Source organism: Pseudomonas sp. M2(2023), assembly GCF_030263955.1.
Taxonomy (GTDB): domain Bacteria; phylum Pseudomonadota; class Gammaproteobacteria; order Pseudomonadales; family Pseudomonadaceae; genus Aquipseudomonas; species Aquipseudomonas asiatica.
In genome coordinates this window covers 4,562,298-4,584,055 of sequence record NZ_CP127114.1, presented here as the reverse complement: position 1 = coordinate 4,584,055, position 21,758 = coordinate 4,562,298, and the positions used below count along the sequence as shown (strand labels likewise).

Annotated in this window: 23 protein-coding genes; 11 read left to right on the top strand and 12 right to left on the bottom strand. The window is 63.4% G+C overall.

Annotated elements, in window-relative coordinates; translation table 11 throughout:
• Positions 1 to 162: 162 nt before the first annotated feature.
• The 5 genes from QN085_RS21080 to QN085_RS21060 form a co-directional block, all read right to left on the bottom strand.
• Positions 163 to 1,500 (bottom strand): imelysin family protein, encoded by a 1,338-nt coding sequence (locus tag QN085_RS21080; RefSeq protein WP_013974080.1) that lies wholly within the window; start codon positions 1,498 to 1,500, stop codon positions 163 to 165.
• 156 nt (positions 1,501 to 1,656) lie between these two features.
• Positions 1,657 to 3,711 (bottom strand): putative bifunctional diguanylate cyclase/phosphodiesterase, encoded by a 2,055-nt coding sequence (locus QN085_RS21075; protein ID WP_015271685.1) that lies wholly within the window; start codon positions 3,709 to 3,711, stop codon positions 1,657 to 1,659.
• A gap of 437 nt (positions 3,712 to 4,148) precedes the next feature.
• A complete protein-coding gene (locus QN085_RS21070) occupies positions 4,149 to 5,186 on the bottom strand; it encodes a PQQ-binding-like beta-propeller repeat protein (protein ID WP_230397017.1) in 1,038 nt (345 codons plus the stop codon).
• Positions 5,183 to 5,701, bottom strand: coding sequence for a hypothetical protein (locus QN085_RS21065; RefSeq protein WP_230397018.1), 519 nt, complete (start codon positions 5,699 to 5,701; stop codon positions 5,183 to 5,185). The genes QN085_RS21070 and QN085_RS21065 overlap by 4 nt, the downstream gene beginning before the upstream one ends.
• Positions 5,702 to 5,914: 213 nt before the next feature.
• Complete coding sequence (locus QN085_RS21060; protein ID WP_023660868.1) at positions 5,915 to 6,817, bottom strand: GntR family transcriptional regulator; 903 nt, start codon at positions 6,815 to 6,817, stop codon at positions 5,915 to 5,917.
• Positions 6,818 to 6,910: 93 nt separating this feature from the next.
• Here QN085_RS21060 and QN085_RS21055 point away from each other — a divergent pair, with 93 nt between their 5' ends.
• Positions 6,911 to 7,660, top strand: coding sequence for a hydroxypyruvate isomerase family protein (locus QN085_RS21055; RefSeq protein ID WP_013974077.1), 750 nt, complete (start codon positions 6,911 to 6,913; stop codon positions 7,658 to 7,660).
• A gap of 115 nt (positions 7,661 to 7,775) precedes the next feature.
• Here the strand turns inward: QN085_RS21055 and QN085_RS21050 are convergent, their stop codons facing one another.
• Positions 7,776 to 8,372: a superoxide dismutase gene (locus QN085_RS21050; protein ID WP_013974076.1), complete on the bottom strand. Its 597-nt coding sequence runs from the start codon at positions 8,370 to 8,372 to the stop codon at positions 7,776 to 7,778.
• A 309-nt stretch (positions 8,373 to 8,681) separates the two neighbouring features.
• Positions 8,682 to 9,281 carry a LysE/ArgO family amino acid transporter gene (locus tag QN085_RS21045; protein ID WP_003258234.1) on the bottom strand — a complete coding sequence of 200 codons (600 nt, stop codon included), beginning with the start codon at positions 9,279 to 9,281 and terminating at the stop codon, positions 8,682 to 8,684.
• A gap of 97 nt (positions 9,282 to 9,378) precedes the next feature.
• Here QN085_RS21045 and QN085_RS21040 point away from each other — a divergent pair, with 97 nt between their 5' ends.
• The 3 genes from QN085_RS21040 to QN085_RS21030 all read left to right on the top strand — a co-directional run bounded on the left by QN085_RS21040 (position 9,379) and on the right by QN085_RS21030 (position 12,267).
• Positions 9,379 to 10,269 carry a LysR family transcriptional regulator ArgP gene (locus QN085_RS21040; RefSeq protein ID WP_013974075.1) on the top strand — a complete coding sequence of 297 codons (891 nt, stop codon included), beginning with the start codon at positions 9,379 to 9,381 and terminating at the stop codon, positions 10,267 to 10,269.
• A gap of 45 nt (positions 10,270 to 10,314) precedes the next feature.
• Positions 10,315 to 11,310, top strand: a complete 996-nt coding sequence (locus QN085_RS21035; protein WP_013974074.1) for an NAD-dependent epimerase/dehydratase family protein — start codon at positions 10,315 to 10,317, stop codon at positions 11,308 to 11,310.
• 87 nt (positions 11,311 to 11,397) lie between these two features.
• On the top strand, positions 11,398 to 12,267 hold the full coding sequence (locus QN085_RS21030; protein ID WP_013974073.1) for a hypothetical protein: 870 nt from the start codon (positions 11,398 to 11,400) through the stop codon (positions 12,265 to 12,267).
• A 108-nt stretch (positions 12,268 to 12,375) separates the two neighbouring features.
• Here QN085_RS21030 and QN085_RS21025 read toward each other — a convergent pair whose 3' ends face one another.
• Together QN085_RS21025 and QN085_RS21020 are read right to left on the bottom strand one after the other, a co-directional pair.
• Positions 12,376 to 13,425 carry an alkene reductase gene (locus tag QN085_RS21025; protein WP_013974072.1) on the bottom strand — a complete coding sequence of 350 codons (1,050 nt, stop codon included), beginning with the start codon at positions 13,423 to 13,425 and terminating at the stop codon, positions 12,376 to 12,378.
• 17 nt (positions 13,426 to 13,442) lie between these two features.
• Positions 13,443 to 13,745, bottom strand: coding sequence for an ArsR/SmtB family transcription factor (locus QN085_RS21020; RefSeq protein ID WP_003258229.1), 303 nt, complete (start codon positions 13,743 to 13,745; stop codon positions 13,443 to 13,445).
• Between the two features lie 150 nt (positions 13,746 to 13,895).
• On the opposite strand from QN085_RS21020, the gene QN085_RS21015 reads away from it, so the two are divergent.
• On the top strand, positions 13,896 to 14,480 hold the full coding sequence (locus QN085_RS21015; protein WP_023661203.1) for an acyl carrier protein phosphodiesterase: 585 nt from the start codon (positions 13,896 to 13,898) through the stop codon (positions 14,478 to 14,480).
• A 133-nt stretch (positions 14,481 to 14,613) separates the two neighbouring features.
• Here QN085_RS21015 and QN085_RS21010 read toward each other — a convergent pair whose 3' ends face one another.
• Together QN085_RS21010 and olsB are read right to left on the bottom strand one after the other, a co-directional pair.
• Positions 14,614 to 15,402 (bottom strand): lysophospholipid acyltransferase family protein, encoded by a 789-nt coding sequence (locus QN085_RS21010; RefSeq protein ID WP_013974070.1) that lies wholly within the window; start codon positions 15,400 to 15,402, stop codon positions 14,614 to 14,616.
• Entirely contained in the window at positions 15,402 to 16,157 is a 756-nt protein-coding gene (olsB, locus tag QN085_RS21005; RefSeq protein WP_013974069.1) for an L-ornithine N(alpha)-acyltransferase, read from the bottom strand. Before olsB ends, QN085_RS21010 begins: the two co-directional genes overlap by 1 nt.
• A gap of 160 nt (positions 16,158 to 16,317) precedes the next feature.
• On the opposite strand from olsB, the gene QN085_RS21000 reads away from it, so the two are divergent.
• The 6 genes from QN085_RS21000 (at position 16,318) to QN085_RS20975 (ending at position 21,163) form a co-directional block, all read left to right on the top strand.
• Positions 16,318 to 17,205 carry an acyl-CoA dehydrogenase middle domain-containing protein gene (locus QN085_RS21000; protein WP_013974068.1) on the top strand — a complete coding sequence of 296 codons (888 nt, stop codon included), beginning with the start codon at positions 16,318 to 16,320 and terminating at the stop codon, positions 17,203 to 17,205.
• A 167-nt stretch (positions 17,206 to 17,372) separates the two neighbouring features.
• Positions 17,373 to 18,455: a serine hydrolase domain-containing protein gene (locus QN085_RS20995; protein ID WP_041505623.1), complete on the top strand. Its 1,083-nt coding sequence runs from the start codon at positions 17,373 to 17,375 to the stop codon at positions 18,453 to 18,455.
• Positions 18,452 to 18,748 (top strand): hypothetical protein, encoded by a 297-nt coding sequence (locus QN085_RS20990; RefSeq protein WP_013974066.1) that lies wholly within the window; start codon positions 18,452 to 18,454, stop codon positions 18,746 to 18,748. The genes QN085_RS20995 and QN085_RS20990 overlap by 4 nt, the downstream gene beginning before the upstream one ends.
• 44 nt (positions 18,749 to 18,792) lie before the next feature.
• Positions 18,793 to 19,374: a YceI family protein gene (locus QN085_RS20985; protein WP_013974065.1), complete on the top strand. Its 582-nt coding sequence runs from the start codon at positions 18,793 to 18,795 to the stop codon at positions 19,372 to 19,374.
• A 1-nt stretch (position 19,375) separates the two neighbouring features.
• Positions 19,376 to 20,533, top strand: a complete 1,158-nt coding sequence (locus tag QN085_RS20980) for a phospholipase D-like domain-containing protein (RefSeq protein ID WP_013974064.1) — start codon at positions 19,376 to 19,378, stop codon at positions 20,531 to 20,533.
• A gap of 51 nt (positions 20,534 to 20,584) precedes the next feature.
• Positions 20,585 to 21,163 carry a DJ-1/PfpI family protein gene (locus QN085_RS20975; protein WP_024087698.1) on the top strand — a complete coding sequence of 193 codons (579 nt, stop codon included), beginning with the start codon at positions 20,585 to 20,587 and terminating at the stop codon, positions 21,161 to 21,163.
• A 118-nt stretch (positions 21,164 to 21,281) separates the two neighbouring features.
• Here the strand turns inward: QN085_RS20975 and QN085_RS20970 are convergent, their stop codons facing one another.
• The gene (locus tag QN085_RS20970; protein ID WP_013974062.1) at positions 21,282 to 21,680 is read right to left on the bottom strand and encodes a nuclear transport factor 2 family protein; all 399 of its coding nucleotides are present in this window, start codon (positions 21,678 to 21,680) and stop codon (positions 21,282 to 21,284) included.
• Between the last annotated feature and the right edge of the window lie 78 nt (positions 21,681 to 21,758).

Here is a 21,758-nt window from a genome sequence, read left to right as displayed (position 1 = left end):
GGGCTGCAAAGCAGCCCCAGGATTTCGGCACCGATGCAAACAATGCCGGGGGGGCCGCTTTGCGGCCCTTTCGCGACACAAGGCCGCTCCTACAAGGGGGTGTGTTGCCTGAACGAAAAAGGCGACCCGAAGGCCGCCTCTTTCAGAACCGCTACAGCAGGATCAGAACTCGTGATCCGCGGTATCCGGGTTCAGGTTGGCAATGCCCAGCTTGCCCGCGGCCTGCTCGATCGCACCGGTCTGCTTGACCAGGGAGGCGATGGCGTCACGCACGATCTGGTTGCCGGCTGCGTTGTCGGCAGCGATCAGCTGGTCGTAGTGCTCGCCCTTGAGCGCGTGGTCGACGATCACCTGAATCTTGGCTTCGGTGGCTTCCAGGTCGGCCTTGAGGGTGGCGTCGGCAGCCGGGTCTACCTTGGCCACCAGCGACGACAGGCTCGGGCCGGTCACCTTGCTGCCGTCCGGGCGGGTGTACTCGCCCAGATAGACGTTACGGATGCCCTTGGCATCGTAGAAGTGCGAGTAGTGGGTGTTGTCGCTGAAGCAGTCGTGCTCGTCTTCCGGCGAGTTGGCCTCCAGCGAAACCTTCATGCGCTCGCCAGCCAGTTCGCCCAGCGACAGGCTGCCCATGCCGAACAGCATCTTGCGCAGGCCGTCGTTGACCGACTCGGCTTCCAGCTTGGCGCGGTAGTTGTCGGCAACGTTCGGGGCCCAGTTGCCGACCATCTCTTCGAGGTCCTTGACCAGCAGGTCGGTGACCGCTTTCAGGTAGGCACGGCGGCGGTCGTTGTGGCCACCGGTGGCGCCTTTGCCTTCCAGGTAGTCCGACGCCGGACGGTTGCCCGCGCCCGGGCCGGTGCCGTTCAGGTCCTGGCCCCAGAGCAGGAACTCGATGGCGTGATAGCCGGTGGCGACGTTGGCTTCAGAGCCGCCCAGTTCGTTCAGGCTGGCCAGCTTCTCGGGGGTGATGTCCTTGACGTCGATCTTCTCTTCGCCCACCTGGATCTCGGTGTTGGCGATGATGTTGGCGTTGGCCGCCGGGTTGCCCAGGGCGTGCTCATAGCTCTTGTCGACGTAGTCGATCAGGCCTTCGTCCAGCGGCCAGGCGTTCACCTGTCCTTCCCAGTCGTCGATGATGGTGTTGCCGAAGCGGAATACTTCGCTCTGCAGGTACGGTACGCGCGAGGCGACCCATGCTTCCCTGGCTGCTTTCAGAGTTTCGTCGTTCGGCTTGGCCAGGAACGCGTCGACTGCGGTCTGCAGGGTCTTGGCGGTGCTCAGCGAGTCGCTGTACACGGCGTAGACCAGCTCGGCGTAATGCTTGACCACGGCTTTGCCGGCGGCTTCGTCGACAGCCCCGGGCGCTGCAGCGGTGGTGCTGGCGGCAGCAGGTGCCTGGGCTTGCGGCGCGGCGGCCTTGTCGTCCTTGCCTTCACCGCAACCGGCGAGAGCGATGGCAATGGCCAGCAGACTGGCGGAGGCCAGAGGCATTCGAATCATTATTGGTTTCCTGCGTCGTGTGGTTGGACCAAGGGGTGGACGGTGCGCCGTGGCACGCGAAACGACAACATCATGCGAAAGATTTGCATTTGCTGTAAAGGGGCGGGCATGCAATTCGTGTAAATGCCGGTCACGGGCTGTAATCGGGCAGGCGGCTCAGAACATCGAAACCTGGTTTCGCTGTGCCTGCTTGAGGAAGTTGGTCAGCTCACGGGCCGACAGCGGCTTGCTGTAGTGGTAGCCCTGGCCCTCGTGGCAGCCCTGGGCGACGATGTAGGTTTCCTGTTCGGCGGTTTCCACGCCTTCGGCGATTACCTGCATCCCCAGGCTCTTGCCCAGCTGGATGATGGCGCGGACGATGGTGGCGTCGTCATCGTCGTCCAGCAGGTCCTGGACGAAGCTCTTGTCGATCTTGATCTTGTCCAGAGGCAGCGATTTCAGGTAGCTGAGCGACGAGTAGCCGGTGCCGAAGTCGTCGATGGCAATCAGTGCTCCGGAGCGGCGCAGGCTCAGCAGGTGCTGGGCAGCGGTGCTGATGTCTTCCATCAGGCCGGTCTCGGTGACTTCCAGCTCCAGGCTGCGTGGTGGCAGGCGGTAAGCCTGCAGCAGGTTGTTGACCACCCGCGGCAGCTCGTTGTGGTGCAGCTGCACGGTGGACAGGTTGACCGCCATGCGCAGGTCGCTGAAGCCCATGTCGTGCCATTCGCGCAATTGCCGGCAGGCCTGGTCGAGCACCCATTCGCCGATGCCGATGATGCTGCCGTTCTGTTCGGCCAGGGGGATGAACTGGTCCGGGGGCACCATGCCCAGCTCCGGATGTTGCCAGCGCAGCAGTGCTTCGACACCGACCACGCGGTGGTCGCGGTAGCTGATCTGTGGCTGATACACCAGGTACAGCTGGTTGCGTGGCAGGGCTTCGCGCAGGTCCTTTTCCAGTTCGCGACGGCGGCGCATCTCGCTGTCGACGCTGGCGATGTAGAACTGGTAGCGGTTGCGCGAACGGGCCTTGGCCAAGGTCATGGTCTGTTCGGCTTTCTGCAGCAGCTTCTCGGTGCTGTCGCCGTCTTCCGGGAACAGGGTGATGCCGATGGTGGCGCGCAGGCGGATCTGCTGGTGGTGGTCGAGGTCGAACGGCACTTCCAGGTCGTCGAGGATACTCTGCGCCAGTTCGGCGGCCTCGTAGGGCTGCTCGATATTGGCCTGCACCAGGGCGAACTGGTCACCACCCAGGCGTGCCAGGGCGCCCAGTCGGCCGCTGTGGGCGCGCAGGCGGTCGGCCAGGGCCAGCAGCAACTGGTCGCCGACCTGGTAGCTGAACTGCTCGTTGATGCCCTTGAAGTCGTCCAGGCCTACGCATAGCACCGCCACGCGGTGTTGCAGGCGGCCACCGTCGACGAGGATCTTGTCCAGTTGCTGCTGCAGTTGCTGACGGTTGGGCAGGCCGGTGAGGAAGTCATACTGGGCCATGCGTTGCAGGCTGTTTTCCGCCTCGTGACGCAGGTGGGTGTTGCGCTCGATCGAGGCCAGCAGCTGGTTGGCGGTATTTACCCACAGGCCCAGCTCGTTCTTCTCGTGGCCCTTGAGCAGCGGCAGCTGGTGCTGGCTTGGGCGGTCGGGGTTGATCTGGGTGAGGTGCTCGATGATCTTCGACAGCGGTTTGGTCAGCAGCCAGTGGTAGACCAGATACAGCACCAGGCCCATGGCCAGGGCCCGCAGCACGCCGGAAATGAAGATGATCACGGCGTTGATCAGGAAATCTTCGCCGTAGGACGAGGTGTCGAGGGTGATGCTCAGGTCGCCGTAATATTCGCTGTAGGGGCCGCGGCCGACCAGTTGCGTGCTGTAGGTACGTTCCTGGCCGAGGATCAGGTCGGTCAGCCAGCGCATGGACATGTCCTGCAGCGGGCGGGACTTTTCTGCGAGCATGGTTTCGTTGGGGTGGCCAATGGAGGCCATGCGTACCGATTCGTCCTGGAACAGGCCTTCAATCACCTGCATGCCCATTTCGCGGTCGAGGCTATATACCGCCTGGGTCGAGGGGTCGCGGAACATGTCGAGGATGCGTTGGGCATCGCTGTTCACGGCTTGGCGGGTCTTGTAGGTGTCGTAGACGATTTGCGCACAGCTGAGCACGACACCGACCGCTAGCGCCGACAGCAGCACGACCCTGAGCAACTTGACCGACAAGCTGTTCCGCAATTCCAGCTTCAATGGGGGTTTCCTTAATCCATGCGCATGGCATCATTTTGCCATCAACGATGACGATACACTATCGGCCGACCATCAGAAGTGTATCGGTTGCCTGACCCCGCAACTTGAATGCGCCGTGACAATCTTCCAGAGGTTTGATGTTAGCGTGGTATGCGGGCTGAGCAAGCGTTTTGCGGGTGGGGCGTGGATGAAAACCGTGTCGACCGCTTCGCGGGCAAGCCCGCCCCCTCAGGCATGGCACATTCCTCCAAATGGAGTAGCGCCTGTGGGGCGGGTCTGATTTGCACGCCGCTGGAGAAGCGGACGGGTCCCTGCGATGAACGGCAACTACCACCCGACGGCGCACGGCGCGCCATCGGCTGTCGATGATTGGTTGATAGCGGGTATGTCAGCGCCTGGCTTTCAGTGCCGAACAGCGCCTTTACGCAGCGGGCGCGCTATTTTTCCGGCAGCGCCCAGGCAATGATGCTGTCACCCAGCTTGGTCGGAATCCGGTCATGCCCGCCGACCACGGCAACAACGTACTGCCGCCCTTCGCTCATGTAGTCCCAGAGGTCGTGATGGACGGTCTGGAAATGCCATTTGACCTTGCCGGTGAGCGCATCCAGGGCCACCAGTGAAGAGCTGAACTTGTCTTCCTGTTCGGTACGGGTACCGCCATAGAAGTCGCCTGCAGCATTGCCGGTGGTGATGTAGACCAGCCCCAGTTCGTCGTCGGCGGAAATCGGCGCCCATGAGTTGGGCGTGCTGAGCGTATAGGTTTCATCGGCGTCGGCAGGCGCAGTGCTGTCGGGGCGACCGAGGTCCCAGGCCCACTTCTGTTTGCCGCTGACTGCGTCGTAGGCGCGAACCACACCTGATGGCGCTGGGCGCACATCCGAATCAAGCACGCGGCCACCGGTAATGACCACACCGCGGATTACCAGTGGTGCAGAAGTGATGCCGGTGGAGCCTTTGCGGAACGTGCCCAGGCCGTCCTTGAGGTCGGCAAAGCCTGCCGTGCCGAAATCTGGGCAGGCCTGCCCGGTGAGCGCATCAACTGCACCCAGGCGGATGTCGTTGGTGCCCCAGATGATGCGTTTGGCGCATAGGCCACTGGCATTGGATACTTCGTAGTACGAGACACCACGGCAATAGGCACCACCGTTGGCGAAATAGTCCGGGTCGACTTTCGAGTCGTAGCGCCAGTTCTCTTTGCCGGTAGTGGCGCTCAACGAAATGATGATTTGCTTGGGCGTGCAGGTATACAGCGAGTCGCCAACCTTGATTGGCGTGGCCTCGTTCAGATACTTGGTTTTTTCGCCAGGCTGTTTCACATCGCCATGATGATACTCCCAGGCCTTGACCAGGCCGGAAACGTTGCTTGGGGTAATCTGCGCCGCAGCGGAATAGTGGTTGCCGAGGTTGGAGCCGGCATAGGCGGTCCAGTTGGTCTTGTCGTGGGACGCGGCGACATTGGCGTCCGGTGAGGTCACCTACTGCGGCTGAAGGGTTGCTGTGTATGCGCGGTGATAGCGGGCGAGTCGGCCAGGTGAACGGTGTTGGGGAAGAACAGCGGTGTCAGGATGGTGGCCGCCATCAGCAGCGGCATCCCCCCCATGATGCTGAAATACAGTGCCTTGTTGACTTTGGCAAAGTCGCGCCGGACAAGAGGCCAGAAGGCCAGAAAGATCACACTGAGAAGTACCAGCCATGCCAGACGTGGGATATAGGCCCAGCCGTTGTAGCCGGATTCCCAGATTGCCCAGCCGTAGGTGGCCAGGGATGCTGCACCGTAGAGATAGATGCCGAGCGACTTCTTCAGGCCCATGAGTGCGGCTGACAGCAGCAATGCGGTACCCATCATTGCGTAGTAAGGCGAGCCGCCGGCACTGACCAGCGTGCTTCCCTGACAGGCCAGCGTCAGGCCAAGCAGGGCCAGCAGAATCGTGTACACCCCGAACAGCAGGCTGGAGACCCCCGTCCCGTTAGCCAACGTTCCTTGTTTCATTGCAATCATCCCTGTGTGATTCGGTGCCACAGTGCGTCCGAGCGGCGCGCATAATTGCTTATTCTTGCAATGAAATACAATAAGTGGCGCGAAATTCAATCCTGGCGCTGGATCTCAGGGTTGTTTTGTATCTTGCGTTAAAAGAAGGCAATGTCTAAGCTGCCTTCCCTGATCTGAACGCGCGGGTAATGAAAGGTAGGCGGGGGAAGGGGTTTACGCCTGCTGGCTTTCCAGCAAGGCATCCTGACGGGTCTTGAGCCGGCCGACTTCGTCCAGATGTTTCCAGAGAAACTGAGCGGCTTCTTCACGCCGACCGGACTCGATCAAGTCGAGCAGGTGCAGGTGCTCCAGGCATTGCGTCATCAGGCGACTGCGGTCGACGTTGGCTTTGTAGCTCATGAAGCGTCTGAGCTGGTTTTGCCGACGTATGGCATCTATGAAGAAGAGATTGCCCGAGCACTGCACGATCATTTCGTGAAACTGGGCGCCAATTTCGAACAGTTGGGCACGTGAGAGCTGGTGAATTTCGCCGTCGAGCATGGCCTGCTGTTGCTCCCGGGCTTTGGCAAATGCGGCCTGGTTGACCTTGTAGCCTGGTTCGCGCAGTGCGGCCGGCTCGATGGCCATGCGGAAGCGGTAGCTCTGGATGTGGGTCTGGGCGTTGTGTACGAATTCGTTAAGGCTCCAGCCTTGCCCGGGCTTGCGCTCGACCATGGCTTCGCTTGCCAGCCGGTTGAGGACCTTGAGCATTTGCCCGCGGGGCACGGAGTAGCGTCGCAGTAATTGGGCCTCAAAGAATTCGGCAGGGATTTCCCCGCTGAGGATGTCGTCCACCACGCGCAGGTAGAAGTCTTCGAATGGGTCGCAGGTGGGCGGTACAGTGGTTTCCTGGATCTGCCCGGCGTCCTGTTTCAGAAAGTAGCCGCGATTGGGCTCCTGCACCGCGATGTTCCACTCGGCGAGCAGGGCAAATACCCTGCGAATGGGGGAGCGGGAGACATCGAAGGCTTGGGCGAAGGTCTGCTCGCGCAATGGCTCGCCGGCCTTCATCGACCGGGCGCGGATCATCTCGATGACGCGAGGGGCCAACTGCAGGGCGAGATCTTTCTTTATCACAGGCTGTATTCCGAATGGTTAACTTCAGTCGATCCAGCAGATTCGGGTCGGACTGGGGACAGGAAAATACCACACACGGATGGATCTATACGTATGCTCAAATTCAATGCTCATCTCGGCTTCCAGTTCACTGAACTGCCTTTTCTGCAGCGTATCGAAGCCGCTGCCGCCGCCGGATTTCGCGCGGTGGAATTCCCGTCACCCTATGAATTCGACGCGAGTTTGTTGGCTGATCAACTGGCGCAATATGCGTTGCCATTGGTCCAGTTTGCCGCGCCGGCCGGCGTTTCCAAGGGCATTGCTGCTGTGGCGGGCAAGGAGCTCGAATTCCGTGACGGGTTAAGCCAGGCCGTCAGCTATGCCCGCGCACTGGCGTGTGCGGATGTGCACCTGATGTCTGGGGTAACCCACGAGGATGGCGCCGACAAGGTGTATGCGAGCAACCTGGACTATGCCGTGAAGTATTTTGAGGACCAGGGGCTGCGGCCATTGATCGAGGTGATCTGCACGCAGGCAATGCCGGGGTATTACATGTCCGATTTCGGCAAGGCGCAGCAGGTACTGGAGGCGCATCCCGGTATTGGGCTGATCCTTGATCTTTATCATGCACAGTTGCTGACTGGAAATGCTGCCGATGTGTTGGCGCAGTTCTTTGAACGGACGGTGCATGTGCAGGTGGCCGACTGTCCGGGGCGGCATCAGCCGGGAACGGGACAGATGGATGTTGCGGGGTTGTTGGCGGCGCTGGAGCAGCGCGGGTATGCGGGGTGGGTTGGATGTGAGTATCGGCCTACGGGTGCCACCGTAGATAGCCTTGGCTGGCTTGATCGGTACGCTTCCTGAAAACAGGGCGTTCTGGCCCCTCGCATGCCCCGAAAAATCCGATACCAGGGGACTGGCATCGGATTTTCGAAGAGCCCCGGCGTGGCGCCGGGGTTGTGTCTCAAGGCTGGATGACTCAGGCCTTGAAGGTCTTGCCTTCGAACTGTTCGGCGACGAAGGCCCAGTTGACCAGGTTCCAGAACGCCTCGACGTACTTCGGACGCAGGTTGCGGTAGTCGATGTAGTAGGCGTGTTCCCAGACGTCGCAGGTCAGCAGCGGGGTGTCGCCGCTGGTCAGCGGGCAGCCGGCGCCGATGGTGCTGGCCAGGGCCAGGGAACCGTCAGCCTTCTTCACCAGCCAGCCCCAGCCGGAACCGAAGGTGCCAACCGAAGTCTTGGTGAACTCTTCCTTGAACTTGTCGAAGGAACCGAAAGCGGCGTTGATGGCGTCAGCCAGGGCACCGGTCGGCTGGCCACCGGCGTTTGGTGCCAGGCAGTTCCAGTAGAAGGTGTGGTTCCAGACTTGAGCGGCGTTGTTGAAGATGCCGCCCGAAGAGCTCTTGACGATCTCTTCCAGGGTCTTGCCTTCGAATTCGGTGCCTGGGACCAGGTTGTTCAGGTTCACGACATAGGTGTTGTGGTGTTTGTCGTGGTGATACTCCAGGGTTTCCTTGGAGATGTGCGGCTGCAGGGCATCGTGGGCGTACGGCAGCGGCGGCAATTCAAAAGCCATGGTGGATCTCCTGATTCAGGTCTGTTTGCGGTTTGCGCAAGGCCGATCACGGGCGGCCCGATGTGCGTCGACGAGTTTGTACTCTTTGCGACGCAAGGGCTGGATCATAGCACCGGGCCCGGCGCATAACCACGCAACAAAGATAGGGAATAGAGGTTCCAGAGCGGTTGGGCTGTGCCGACCAGTGGCGTCAGCTGTTGCCTGCAAGGGCCTCATCGCCGGCAAGCCAGCTCCCACAGGGATATCACCGCCCTCAGGCCTGGTGACATCTCTGTGGGAGCTGGCTTGCCGGCGATAGGGCCCTTGATGTCAGTTGAAGATCAACTGCGCCGCCACCGCGAACATCATCACCGCCACCATCAGGTCGAGCATGCGCCAGGTCGCCGGCCGGGCCAGCCACGGTGCCAGCCAGGCCGCACCGATCGCCAGGGTCGAGAACCACAGCAGCGAGGCACTGGCAGCGCCGGCCACGTAGGCGCCAGGCGCAGCCTGCTGGGCGCCCAGCGAGCCGATCAGCAGCACCGTGTCGAGGTACACGTGCGGGTTCAGCAGGGTCACCGCCAGTGCACTGAGCAACACCGCGCGGCGTGAGCGCGCACCCTGGCCCTGCTGGTGCTGCAGGCTCTGCCTGGAGCAGGCGCTGCGCAACGCCTTGGCGCCGTACCAGATCAGGAACACCGCGCCGCCCCAGCGGGCGATCGCCAGCAAGGTCGGGTTGTGCGCCAGCACGGTGGCCAGGCCGAACACTCCGGCCGCCACCAGGATGGCGTCACAGACGATGCACAGTGCCGCCACCGGCAAATGATGCTCGCGGCGCAAGCTCTGGGCGAGGACGAAAGCGTTCTGTGCACCGATGGCCATGATCAGGCCGAAGGCCACGAGCATGCCGTTGAGATAGCTTTGCCACATGGCGCGCTCTCCAAAGCGTCTAAAAGATGCTGGCCATTGTGATGAACCACGCTGTATAAGAAAAACAAATAGAGCTGATCCGTCATTAGGAAAAACGATGTTCGACTACAAGCTGCTGGCCGCCCTCGCCGCCGTGATCGAGCAGGGTGGTTTCGAACGCGCGGCGCAGGTGCTGGGCTTGTCGCAGTCGGCCATTTCCCAGCGCATCAAGCTGCTCGAGGCGCGGGTCGGCCAGCCGGTGCTGGTGCGTGCCACACCGCCAAGCCCGACCGAAGTCGGCCGCCAGTTGCTCAACCATGTGCAGCAGGTGCGCCTGCTCGAACGCGACCTGCAGCGCCAGGTGCCGGCACTGGACGAGGAGGGCATGCCGGAGCGCCTGCGCATTGCTCTCAATGCCGACAGCCTGGCCACCTGGTGGGCCGGGGCAGTGGGCACTTTCTGCGCGCAGCAGAATGTGCTGACCGACCTGGTGGTGGAAGACCAGGAAGTGGGTCTGAAACGCATGCGTGCGGGCGAAGTTGCGGCCTGCCTGTGTGGCAGCGAGCGGCCGGTGGCCGGCGCGCGCAGCCTGCCGCTGGGCGCCATGCGCTACCGGGCGCTGGCCAGCCCCGGGTTCATGGCGCGGCATTTTCCGCAGGGCTTCGCTGCCAGCCGCCTGGCCCGTACCCCGGCGATCGTTTACGGCCCGGACGACTTCCTGCAACACCGCTACCTGGCATCGCTGGGCATCGAGGATGGCTTCCTGCACCACTTGTGCCCGTCGTCCGAAGGCTTCCTGCGCATGACCGAAGCCGGCCTGGGGTGGGGCCTGGTGCCCGAACTGCAGGCCCGCGAGCAACTGGCCAGCGGCCAGCTGGTGGAAATCTGCAGTGATACCCCCATCGATGTGCCGCTGTACTGGCATCATTGGCGCAATGGCGGGCAACTGCTCGCGCAACTGACCGACCACCTGCGGCACACCGCAAGGCAATGGCTGGTGCCCTTGTAGCCACGGCTGGCGTCAGTTGCATCTGAAATCTAGACGGAGTCTTACATGCGAATTCTGGTCACCGGCGCGAGTGGCTTCATTGGCGGGCGCTTTGCACGCTTTGCCCTGGAGCAGGGCCTGGACGTGCGGGTCAGCGGCCGTCGAGCCGAAGGGGTCGAGCACCTGGTCAAGCGCGGCGCCCAGTTCATCCCCGGCGACCTGGGGGATGCCGAGCTGGCCCGCCGCCTGTGCCAGGGCGTCGAGGCGGTAGTGCACTGCGCCGGCGCAGTGGGCAACTGGGGGCGCTACCAGGACTTCTATCAAGGCAATGTGGTGGTCACCGAAAACGTGGTCGAGGGCTGCTTGAAGGAGCACGTACGGCGGCTGGTACACCTGTCGTCGCCGTCGATCTACTTCAATGGCCGCTCGCGCCTGGAAATCCGTGAAGACCAGGTGCCGCGCCGCTTCCACGACCACTACGGGCAGACCAAGTACATGGCCGAGCAGAAAGTGTTCGGTGCCCAGGAATTCGGCCTCGAGGTGCTGGCGCTGCGCCCACGCTTCGTCACCGGCGCTGGCGATGCCAGTATCTTCCCGCGGCTGATGCAGATGCAGCGCAAGGGGCGCGTGGCGATCATCGGCAACGGCCTGAACAAAGTCGATTTCACCAGCGTGCACAATCTTAACGAAGCGCTGCTCAGTGCCCTGTTCGCCGATGACCGGGCGCTGGGCCAAGCCTATAACATCAGCAACGGCCAGCCGCTGCCGCTGTGGGACGTGGTCAACTACGTGATGCGCCAGATGCAGCTGCCGCAGGTTACCCGTTACCGTTCCTACGGCCTGGCCTACAGCCTGGCCGCGCTGAACGAGGCGGCCTGCATGTTGTGGCCGGGACGCCCGCAACCGACCCTGTCGCGCCTGGGGATGCAGGTGATGAGCCGCGATTTCACCCTGGATATCAGCCGCGCCCGACAGTACCTGGACTACCAGCCCAAGGTCAGCCTGTGGACGGCATTGGATGAATTCTGTGCCTGGTGGAAGCACCAGCCGCCGGGGCAGTAAAGCCGGCCGGCCGACAATGGTCATCAACGCGCCGCGCTGGCGGTTTATACTCGTGCCTCTTTGCGACTACCGCGGTTGAATGTATCCATGCGTAACCATGCTCACGATGACTACGATGACGTGCCTAGCCTGCGGGCGGGCACCCATGACGATGACGAACTGATGCCGGCGCACGTGGTGCGCAGCCGCCAGAAGGCCGCTCGCGGTGCCAGCACGGCGCCGCTGTGGGCATTGCTCGGGGCCTCGTTCATCGCCTTGGCGGGCCTTGGCTGGTGGAGCTTCCAGCAGATCTCGTTGATGGAGCAGCAACTGGTGGCGACCCAGGAAAGCTTCGCTCGCATCAGCGAAGAGGCTGCCGGGCGCCTGCAAGCGATCAGCGGCAAGGTGGCTGCCAGCGAATCCGGCGCGACTACCAACAGCGAGGAGTTGAAGCTGCAGTTGCGCCAGTTGCAGAAGGGTGTGGCCGGGCAGACCGGCGACCTGGGCAAGCGCCTGGAGCAGGTACTGGCTGATACCCGTGAACAGCAGAAGGTCGTGACCCAACTGCAAACCCAGTTGCAGGCGCAGTTGAAGGCGGTGAATGGCGAGCTGGCCGCGTTGCGCTCGGGCCAGGTCGATGGTGGCAAGCTGGATACCCAGTTCAAGGGCCTGAACGAACAGGTTGCTGCGCTGAAGGCCGCACAGGTGGATGGCGCCAAGCTGGATGCGCAGCTCAAGAGCCTGGGCAGCGAGGTTGCTGCGCTGAAGAAGCAGGGTAACCCGAGCGCGGCCATCCAGGACCTGGAGCAGGACATCCTGGTGCTCAAGAGCCAGATCGACAACCGCCCGGCCGCGGCGGCGTCCAGTGGTGCTTCGGTGCAGGAATTCGACGCCTTCCGGGCGCAGACGACACGCAACCTGAATACCTTGCAGAGCCAGATCCAGAACCTGCAGCAGCAGATCAATGCCCGGCCCTGAGGTCACCTGAGCCTTCTTCGCGGGCACGCCCGCTCCCACAGGGTCAGCACAATCTTCAAGCTTGTCGCTGTACTTGTGGGAGCGGGCGTGCCCGCGAATGGCCTTGAATCACAACCGCGGATAGTCGATGTACCCCACCGGCCCCTTGCCATAGAAAGTCTCCGGCCGCGCCTCGTTCAACGGCGCATCCGCCGCCAGCCGCGCCGGCAGATCAGGGTTGGCGATGAACGGCACGCCAAACGCCACGGCGTCGGCCTTGCCATTGGCCAGGGCTGCATTGGCACTGGCCTTGTCAAAGCGCTCATTGACGATGTACGGGCCCCCGAACGCTTCCTTGATCAGCGGGCCGATACTGTCATCGGCTTCCTTTTCCCGCGAGCAGATGAAGGCAATACCACGCTTGCCCAGCTCACGGGCCACGTAGGTAAATGTTTCGGCACGGTCGGCATCGCCCATGTCATGGGCATCGGCCCGCGGCGCCAGGTGCACGCCCACGCGGTTTGCGCCCCATACCTCGATGGCCGCATCGGTCACTTCCAGCAGCAGCCGTGCACGGTTTTCCAGCGAACCACCGTAGCGGTCGGTGCGCTGGTTGGTGCTGCTCTGCAGGAACTGGTCGAGCAGGTAGCCGTTGGCGCCGTGGATTTCCACACCATCGAAACCGGCAGCCTTGGCATTCTCGGCACCGCTGCGGTAGGCCTCGACGATGTCGATGATTTCTTCGGTTTCCAGCGCACGTGGGGTGGGGTAGTCACTGAGCGGGCGCACCAGGCTTACATGGCCCTTTGGCTGGATCGCGCTGGGGGCCACCGGCAGCTCGCCGTTCAGGTAGCTGGGGTGGGAGATGCGGCCAACATGCCACAGCTGCAGGAAGATGCGCCCGCCGGCGGCATGCACGGCCTTGGTCACGTTGTTCCAGCCACGCACCTGTTCGTCGTTCCAGATACCGGGGGTATCCGGGTAGCCGACGCCCATGGCGCTGACCGAGGTCGCCTCGCTGAGGATCAGCCCGGCGCTGGCGCGCTGCACGTAATACTCGGCCATCAGCGCGTTGGGCACGCGGCCTTCGTCGGCCCGGCAGCGGGTGAGCGGGGCCATGATGATGCGGTTGGGCAGTTGCAGGTCGCCCAGGGTGATCGGATCGAAAAGCGTGGTCATGACGGTTACCTGCCTGTTCAGAGTGCTTGGCGCAGTTGTTCGAGAAACGCCTGGATGGTGGCTTCGTTGCGTTTGAAGAAATGCCATTGGCCGATCTTCTGGCTGCTGATCAGCCCGGCGCGCTGCAAGGTGGCCAGGTGGGCGGAGACGGTCGACTGCGACAGGCCGCAGCGTTGGTCGATCTGCCCGGCACACACACCGTTTTCGGTGCTGTGGTACTGGTCGGGGAATTGCGTAGCCGGGTCCTTCAGCCAGCTGAGGATTTCTCGCCTGACCGGGTGGGCCAGCGCTTTTATGATTTCGTCGAGATCGAGAGGCATGGGTTGAGGCTCGTTGTAGCGGTATATCGCGATAGGACGAAATGTAAATCGTGGTTTCCCGATATACAAATATGAAGAGGTTCTGAGCTGAGCACGAATCGCTATATCGCGTTATAACGATATATGGGCCGGCGGTGCTAGACTGCGCTCATGAACTACCTCGCACACCTGCACCTTGGCGGCCCGGCGCCGCAACAACAGCTTGGCAGCCTGTATGGCGACTTCGTCAAAGGCTCGCTGGAAGGGCGCTTCCCGCCAGCGCTGGAGGCGGCCATCCGGTTGCACCGGCATATCGACAGCTATACCGACCAGCACCCGTTGGTGCTGGCGGCACTGGCGCGCTTTCCGCGGGAGCGGCGGCGCTTTGCCGGCATCGTTCTGGATGTGTTTTTCGACCATTGCCTGGCCCGGCATTGGCAGGATTATGCCGAGCAGCCGTTGGAGCAGTTCACCGGGGATTTTTATCGGGTATTGCTTGCGGAGCCCGAGTTGCCGGGGCGGCTGGCGCGGATAGCGCCGTTCATGGCGGCGGATGACTGGCTGGGTGCGTATGGCGACTTTGCCAGGCTGGAGCAGGTGTTCAACGGCATTGCCCGGCGCCTATCGCGGCCGGAGGGCATGGTTGGGGTGATGGGGGAGCTGGAGCGGCTGTATGAGCCATTGCTGGCGGACTTCAGGGAGTTTTATCCACAGTTGCAGGCGTTTGCTGCAGCGGGGCGGATGTCTGACAGTTAGTGCTGGGTTGGCATTGCCGGCCTCTTCGCGGGTAAACCCGCTCCCACAGGTACACCACAGAACTCAGGATGAGCGCCATCCCTGTGGGAGCGGGTTCACCCGCGAAAAGGCCAGAACAGGCAGTGCATAAAACTCAGGCAGCCCGCGCCTGCCGCCGTGGCGCCAGCTCAACCTCTTCAACCCCGAACAACGCCAGGTGAATCGCCTGCTGCGCCTGCAACGCCAGCACCGCTCGCTCCTTGCCCACGCTGCCGATCGGCTGCAGCAGGTGAATGCATACCTCGCCCCGCGGCAGGGCAAACAGGCGCATCAGGTGCGACACCAGGTCATCGTCACCAATAAACGGTGCAATCGGGTCGATCTGGCCATCGCGCAGGTACTGGATGGCGACCGGCTGCACCGCCACGCCACGGTCGATGGCACCTGCCAGCAGGCGACCATGGAAGGTGCGCAGGGTACGGCCACTGGTGGTGGTGCCCTCCGGGAAGATCAGTAGCGGCCGGGAAAGACCCAGTTGCCTGGCGATCTGCTCACGCAGGCGCTGGCTGTCGCCCCCGCCACGGCGGATGAACAAGGTGCCGGCCTTTTCCGCCAGCCAGCCGGCCACCGGCCAGTGCCGCACTTCGGCCTTGGACAGGAACGACAGCGGCAGCAGCATGCCAAGCAACGGGATATCGGTCCAGGACACGTGGTTGCTGACCCACAGCATTGGCCGTTGGGGCAGCTCTCCGATCACCCGCACATCGAAGGGCAGGGCCGCGACCAGGCGCTTCATGAAAAGGCAGGTCCAGCGCTGGCGGCGCTCGATGGGCGTCTTGAACCCCAGGCGTTCGCCCAGGGCGATCACGCTAGCCATCAGCATGCCCAGCAGCAGTACCAGCAGCAGTCGAGTCAGGCGGGCCATTACCCGCAGCTTCGGCATCAGACCGCTGCCTTGAAGTGGCGGGCGTAGCGTGGGCACAGTTCGTCGCGTTTGAGCAGGATGAACACGTCGGCCACCTGAAAGTCTTCGTCCCAGCACGGCTCGCCGCAGATCTTCGCGCCCAGGCGCATGTACGCCTTGAGCAGCGGTGGCATCTCGGCGATGACGTTGTTCGGCAGTGCCAGGTTGGGCAATGGGTTCTTCGGCTCGGCGCGCAGGTGCTCGGTGCACAGGTAGCGGTCACGCAGGCGCTGCATCACCGCATGGGCCTGTACCCCGCCATCCTGCATGGGGATGCTGGCGCAGCCCATCAGGTAGCTGTAGCGGCCTTCGTTGAGCACTTCGGCCAGTTCGCCCCAGAGCACGGCGATGGTGCCGCCGTTGCGGTAGTCGGGAGCTACGCAGGTTCGGCCCAGCTCCAGGATCGGGCCCTGCAGCTGCAACAGGCCATGCAGGCTGAATTCTTCTTCGCTATAGAAGCGGCCCAGGCTGCTGGCGGCCTGATGGTCGAGCAGGCGGGTGGTGGCAACCAGCTCGCCGGTGCTCAGGTCGCGTACGCCAATGTGGCGGCAGTGCACGTCGTAGTCGTCCATGTCCAGGCCTTGCTCGGCTCCTTTGAGCTTGGCCTTGAATTCGGCGCTGAACACTTTGTAGCGCAGGGCCTGGGCTTCCTGCAGGGCCGTGGCGCCAACCAGGCGTTCGGCTTGCAGACGGCGTTCGGTGCTGTTGTCGCCAGCGTGAGCGATCCGAGTCATTACGAGTCTCCATAAGCCAGCCATGAAGGGTTGCGGCCGGTCGGCTTTGTTGTGCAAAGTCAGCCTAGGTAGATGGGGTGTCACCCCTGTGAATCTTTGGTGATGCTTGCGTGACACCCCCTGAGCCACAACTGAAAGCCCTTCAGCAAGGAGCCGACCGATGGCCTGGTTGCAACGACTCAACGACCCGCTTCGCCAAGCGCTGGCGGGCACTCTGGGCGAAACCTATGCTGCGCTGCTCGAGCGCCTTGGCCCGGTTGCCCCGTTCGAACTGGCGGTGCTCGGCGGGCGCGCGATGGCCACCCCCGGCCTGGCCTTCCTGGTCGGCTACCAGGCCGCCTTGCGCATGCTGTGGCCCAGTGCTCCACCCAGCCTCGGCGCCCTGTGCGCCACCGAACGGCGCAGCGTGCGGCCGGCGGACATGCGCACGCGCCTGGACGGCTTGCGGCTGACCGGTAGCAAGGACTTCGTCACTGCCGGCCTGGAGGCGGAATGGCTGCTGGTGGCGGCGCGCTGCGAGGCGACGGGCGCGGCACCGCAGTTGAACCTGGCGGTGGTCTACCCCGGGGAGCCAGGCGTGACGCTGGAAGCGCTGCCGACGCTGCCGCTGATGCCGGAAGTAGGCCATGGGCGACTGGTGCTGGAGCACGCGGCGTGCGAGTTGTTGGCCGGTGATGGTTGGGATGCCTATGTGAAGCCGTTCCGTTCGCTGGAGGACTTGTATGTGCTTACGGCGTTGACGGCCTGGTTATATGGCGTGGGGCAGGAGTGCGCCTGGCCGCAGGCCCTGCGCCTGCAGCTGCTTGGGCTGCTGGCCGGGTGTGCCGAAGGTAGCCGGCAGTGCGCCGATAGCGTTGGTTGCCATTTGTTGCTGGGAGGATTGTTTGCACAGTTCCAGGCGCTGCGAGGGGAGATCGATGCCGCGTTGGCGGCGGGGCCGGCGCAGTGGGCGCAGATCTGGCAGCGTGACCAGGGGGTGATGGCGCTGGCGGCGGCGGCGCGGGAGAAGCGGCTGAACAAGGCTTGGGCTGCTGCGGGATTGTCATGAATGGCTGATAGGTTTTTGTGGTCCGATGAATCCTGGGGCCGCTGTGCGGCCCTTTCGCGACACAAGGCCGCTCCCACAAAAGCAAGAGCAGCGCTGTTCCCTGTGGGAGCGGCCTTGTGTCGCGAAAGGGCTGCGCAGCAGCCCCAAAATTGCGAGCCTGAAACGGGATGCTGAAAAGTCTGCTGCTGCTTTTTTGCATGGCTACGGGAACCGCCAAAGCCGAGGTCTGGCCAACGCCGGACTGGCCAATCGACAACACCCCCCTCGACTGGCAAGCCGTCGACGCCTACGCCTTCCCCGCACGCACCACCCCCGAACGCAGCGGCATCCGCACCGACGCCCTGCTGATCATCCGCGACGGCCGCATCCTCCACGAACGCTACGCCGCCCCCAGCACTGCCGCCACCGCCCACCTCACCTGGTCGATCAGCAAGAGCGTACTCGCCACGCTATTGGGCGTAGCCCAGGGCGAAGGCCGCTTCCAGCTGCAGGACCCGGTGACCCGTTTCTACCCGGCCATGCACGCCCATCCCGGCGTGCGCATGGCCGATCTGCTGCATTGGGCCAGCGGCCTGGACTGGCAGGAAGACTACGAATACGCCCCGCTCAAGTCCTCGGTGGTGGCCATGCTGTATACCCGTGGCCGCGAGGACATGGCGGCCTACACGGCGGCGCGGGAAGCGGTGGCCAGCCCGGGCCAGCGGTTTCTCTATTCCAGTGGCGACAGCAACCTGCTGGCCGCCGCGTTGCGCGGCATGCTCGATGCCGGTCAGTACCACGACTACCCCTGGCATGCGCTGTTCATTCCGTTGGGGATCGACAGCGCGGTATGGGAGCGGGACCGCGCGGGTACCTATGTGGGTTCGTCCTACCTGTACCTCAGCGCTCGCGACCTGGCGCGCATCGGCCTGCTGATGCAGCGCGACGGGCGTTGGCAGGATCGGCAATTGCTGCCCAAGCCCTGGGTGACCTTCAACCGCACGCCGTTTGCTGAGGCCGAAGCGCTGCCCGGCGAGGCCAACCCCGGTGGCCACTGGTGGCTCAACCAGCCGCTGCCCGGCGCTGCCCGGCCTTGGCCGAGTGCTCCCGCAGACACCTATGCCGCCCTTGGCCACTGGGGCCAGGCGCTGTACGTGCTGCCCGCGCAAAAGCTGGTGATCGTGCGTTACGCCGATGACCGCGACGGCAGCTACCAGCACGATGAACTGCTAAAGCGGATACTCGCGGCGCTGGCTGGGGAGGGAGCATGAAGCGGGTGCTGCTGGTGGTGTTGCTGGGGGTGGTGTACTGGGCCTGGCATGAGCGCCAGGCCCTGGCGGACTTCCCTGGTATCCTTTCGGCCTACTCGGCCAAGGAATATTGCTCGTGCCGCTTCGTCATGGGGTTCGAGCCGGCGTATTGCCAAGGCTACGTGAAGCAATGGCTGCCGCTGAGCCTGCTGGAGGAAGACAGCCAACAGCGGCAGGTCACCGCCGAAGGCCTGGGCCGTCGCAATCAGGCTGCTTGGCAAGGCCCGCGCGAGGGCTGCCGCTTGCTGCCGTGAAGGCGGGCGGGTAAGGTTGGCGGCCTGGTTTCACGAGATCTGTCATGTTCAAGCTGCCCCGCCTGCTGCCCGCCTTGTTGCTGGCTTTTTGCCTGCCCGCCCACGCCAACTGGCACCTCGATGGCGAGTCTTCGCGCCTTTCGTTCATTACCGGCAAGAACGGTAACACCGCCGAAGTGCACCGCTTCCTGGTGCTGCATGGCACGGTCGACCGCAAGGGAGTGGCCGGGTTGAGCATCGAGATGGACTCGGTGAGCAGCGGTATTCCGCTGCGTGATGAACGCATGCGCGAGGACCTGTTCGAGGTCGAACGCTTTGCCGAAGCCAAGGTGCAGGCGCAACTGGACCTACGGCCGATCAACGACCTGGCCAACGGTGCCCAGATCGAACTGCGCCTGCCATTGACCGTGACGCTGCATGGCCAGTCCCACAGCTACAACGCCCTGCTGCTGGCCACCCGCCTGGACGAGCGACGCTTCCAGGTGGTGACCCTGGAGCCCCTGGTGCTGCGCGCCGAGGATTTCGGCCTGCTGCCGGGGCTGCAACGCCTGCGCAAGTTCGCCGGGCTCAAGTCCATCAACCCGTCGGTGCCGGTTAGCGCGGTGCTGATCTTCACCGCCCGCTGACATGCCGGGGCCGGTCTTTCCCTGGCGGGATGGCAACCAGTTCGAACTGCTGATCGACGGCCCCGAGTTTTTTCCGCGCATGCTCCTGGCGATCATGCGCGCCGAATTCCAGGTCGACCTGGAACTGTATCTGGTCGAGGCCGGTGACTGCGCGGATGCGGTGGTTGAAGCGCTGGAGCACGCTGCCCGACGTGGCGTGCGGGTGCGCTGCCTGTTCGACGACTATGGCTCGCTGGCCTTCAACAGCAAGTTGCGTCAGCGCCTGCTGGACGCAGGTGTGTACCTGCGCTGGTACAACCGCCTGCGCTGGAAGCGTGGCTTGCGCAACCTGTACCGCGATCACCGCAAGTTGCTGCTGGTGGACGAACGCTGGGCAGTGGTGGGCGGCACGGGCGTCACCGACGAGTTCTGGACGCCGGGCGAGGCGACCAGTGAATGGCACGAGGTGATGGTGCAGATGCAGGGGCCGGTGGTAAGCGACTGGCAGTTGCTGTTCGACCGCCAGTGGCACGCCAACAACCGTCGCACCGCCTGGCGCCCCGCCGAAGGCTTTGGCCTGCCGCGCCTGCCCAAGGTGCCTGCACAGGGGCAGGGCATGGGCCGGGTGGCCTATGCCGACGCCCGCCAGCACCAGGACATCCTGCATTCGCTGGTGCGCGCGATCAACAGCGGCAAGCAGCGAGTGTGGCTGGCCACGCCTTACTTCCTGCCGACCTGGAGCGTGCGCCGGTCGCTGCGCCGGGCTGCCGGCAAGGGGGTCGATGTGCGGCTGCTGCTGACCGGGCCGCGCACCGATCACCCCTCGGTACGTTACGCCGGGCACCGCTATTACCCGCGTCTGCTGCGCGCCGGGGTGCGCATCTATGAGTACCAGCCGTGTTTCCTGCACCTGAAGATGGTGCTGATCGACGACTGGGTCAGTATCGGCTCATGCAACTTCGATCACTGGAACCTGCGCTTCAACCTCGAGGCCAATATCGAGGCACTCGACCCGCCGCTGACGGCTGCCGTGCAGGCCAGTTTCGAGCGTGATTTCGCCTTGAGCGAGGTGGTCGACCTGGGCCACTGGAATGCCCGGCCGCTGTGGCGCCGGGTGAAGCAGCGGTTGTGGGGGTGGCTGGACCGGTTGGTGGTCAACTTGCTCGACCGTCGCGACTGAGACCAGCTATCGTGCAGTGATTGGCTCAAGGCAATCGAAGGAGTGGGTGCGATGACGGCAAAGAAAATTCTCATGTTGGTCGGCGACTACGTCGAAGATTACGAAGTCATGGTGCCGTTCCAGGCGCTGAGCATGGTCGGGCACACGGTGCATGCGGTATGCCCGGAAAAAGTCGCGGGGCAGACGGTGCGTACCGCGATTCATGATTTCGAGGGCGAACAGACCTACAGCGAAAAGCCGGGGCACAACTTTGCCTTGAATTATGACTTCGTGCGTGTACGGCCCGAGAGTTACGACGCGCTGCTGATCCCTGGTGGTCGTGCGCCAGAGTACCTGCGCCTGGATGAAAAGGTGCTGGAGCTGGTACGCGCATTCAACCAGGCGGGCAAGCCGATCGCGGCGGTATGCCATGGCGCCCAGTTGCTGGCGGCGGCTGGCGTGCTGGAAGGGCGCGAATGCAGTGCGTACCCGGCGTGTGCCCCGGATGTGCGCTTGGCGGGCGGGACGTTCATCGATATCGCGGTGGACCAGGCGCATGTGGAGGGCAACCTGGTGACGGCACCGGCATGGCCGGCGCATCCAGCGTGGCTTGCGGCTTTTCTCAAGTTGCTTGGTACCCGTATTGCCTGACAGGGCCTCTTCGCGGGTATGCCCGCTCCCACCTGTACCTCACTGCTCTCAAGTCGTGCGGGATCCCTGTGGGAGCGGGCGAGCCCGCGAATAGGCCAGCACAAGCAATACACCCTGATCAGGCCACCTGCTCGACCCAGTCATTGAGGTTGTAGTAGTTGGTCACCCGGGCAATCTTTCCGCAGTGGATATAGAAGAACGCCCCTGCCGGCAGCACATAGGTCTGCCCGTTGGCCGCCGGCAACCCTTCGTCATCGACCAGATATTCCCCATGCACGGTGAACTCCGCCGCCGCGCGGCTGCCGTCGGCGTTCTGCATCACCACGATATCGGCCAGGCGCTCGCGGTAGCAGCGGTTCATCTTGTCCATGAACGCTGCAAACCGGGCCTTGCCCATCTGCCGCTCGCCCTGGTTGATGTCGTGGATCACATCCTCGCTGAGCAGGGCGAGAAAGGCCGGCATGTCGCCCGCATTGAAGGCGGCGTAGTAAGCATTTATCAGTTCGGTAGCGGTCATGGAACAATACCTGTCGTGGAGGGAAAAGGCGGGTCGTCGCTCCGGATGATAGGGTTTCCCCTCAAGCCCGGCTTAGCC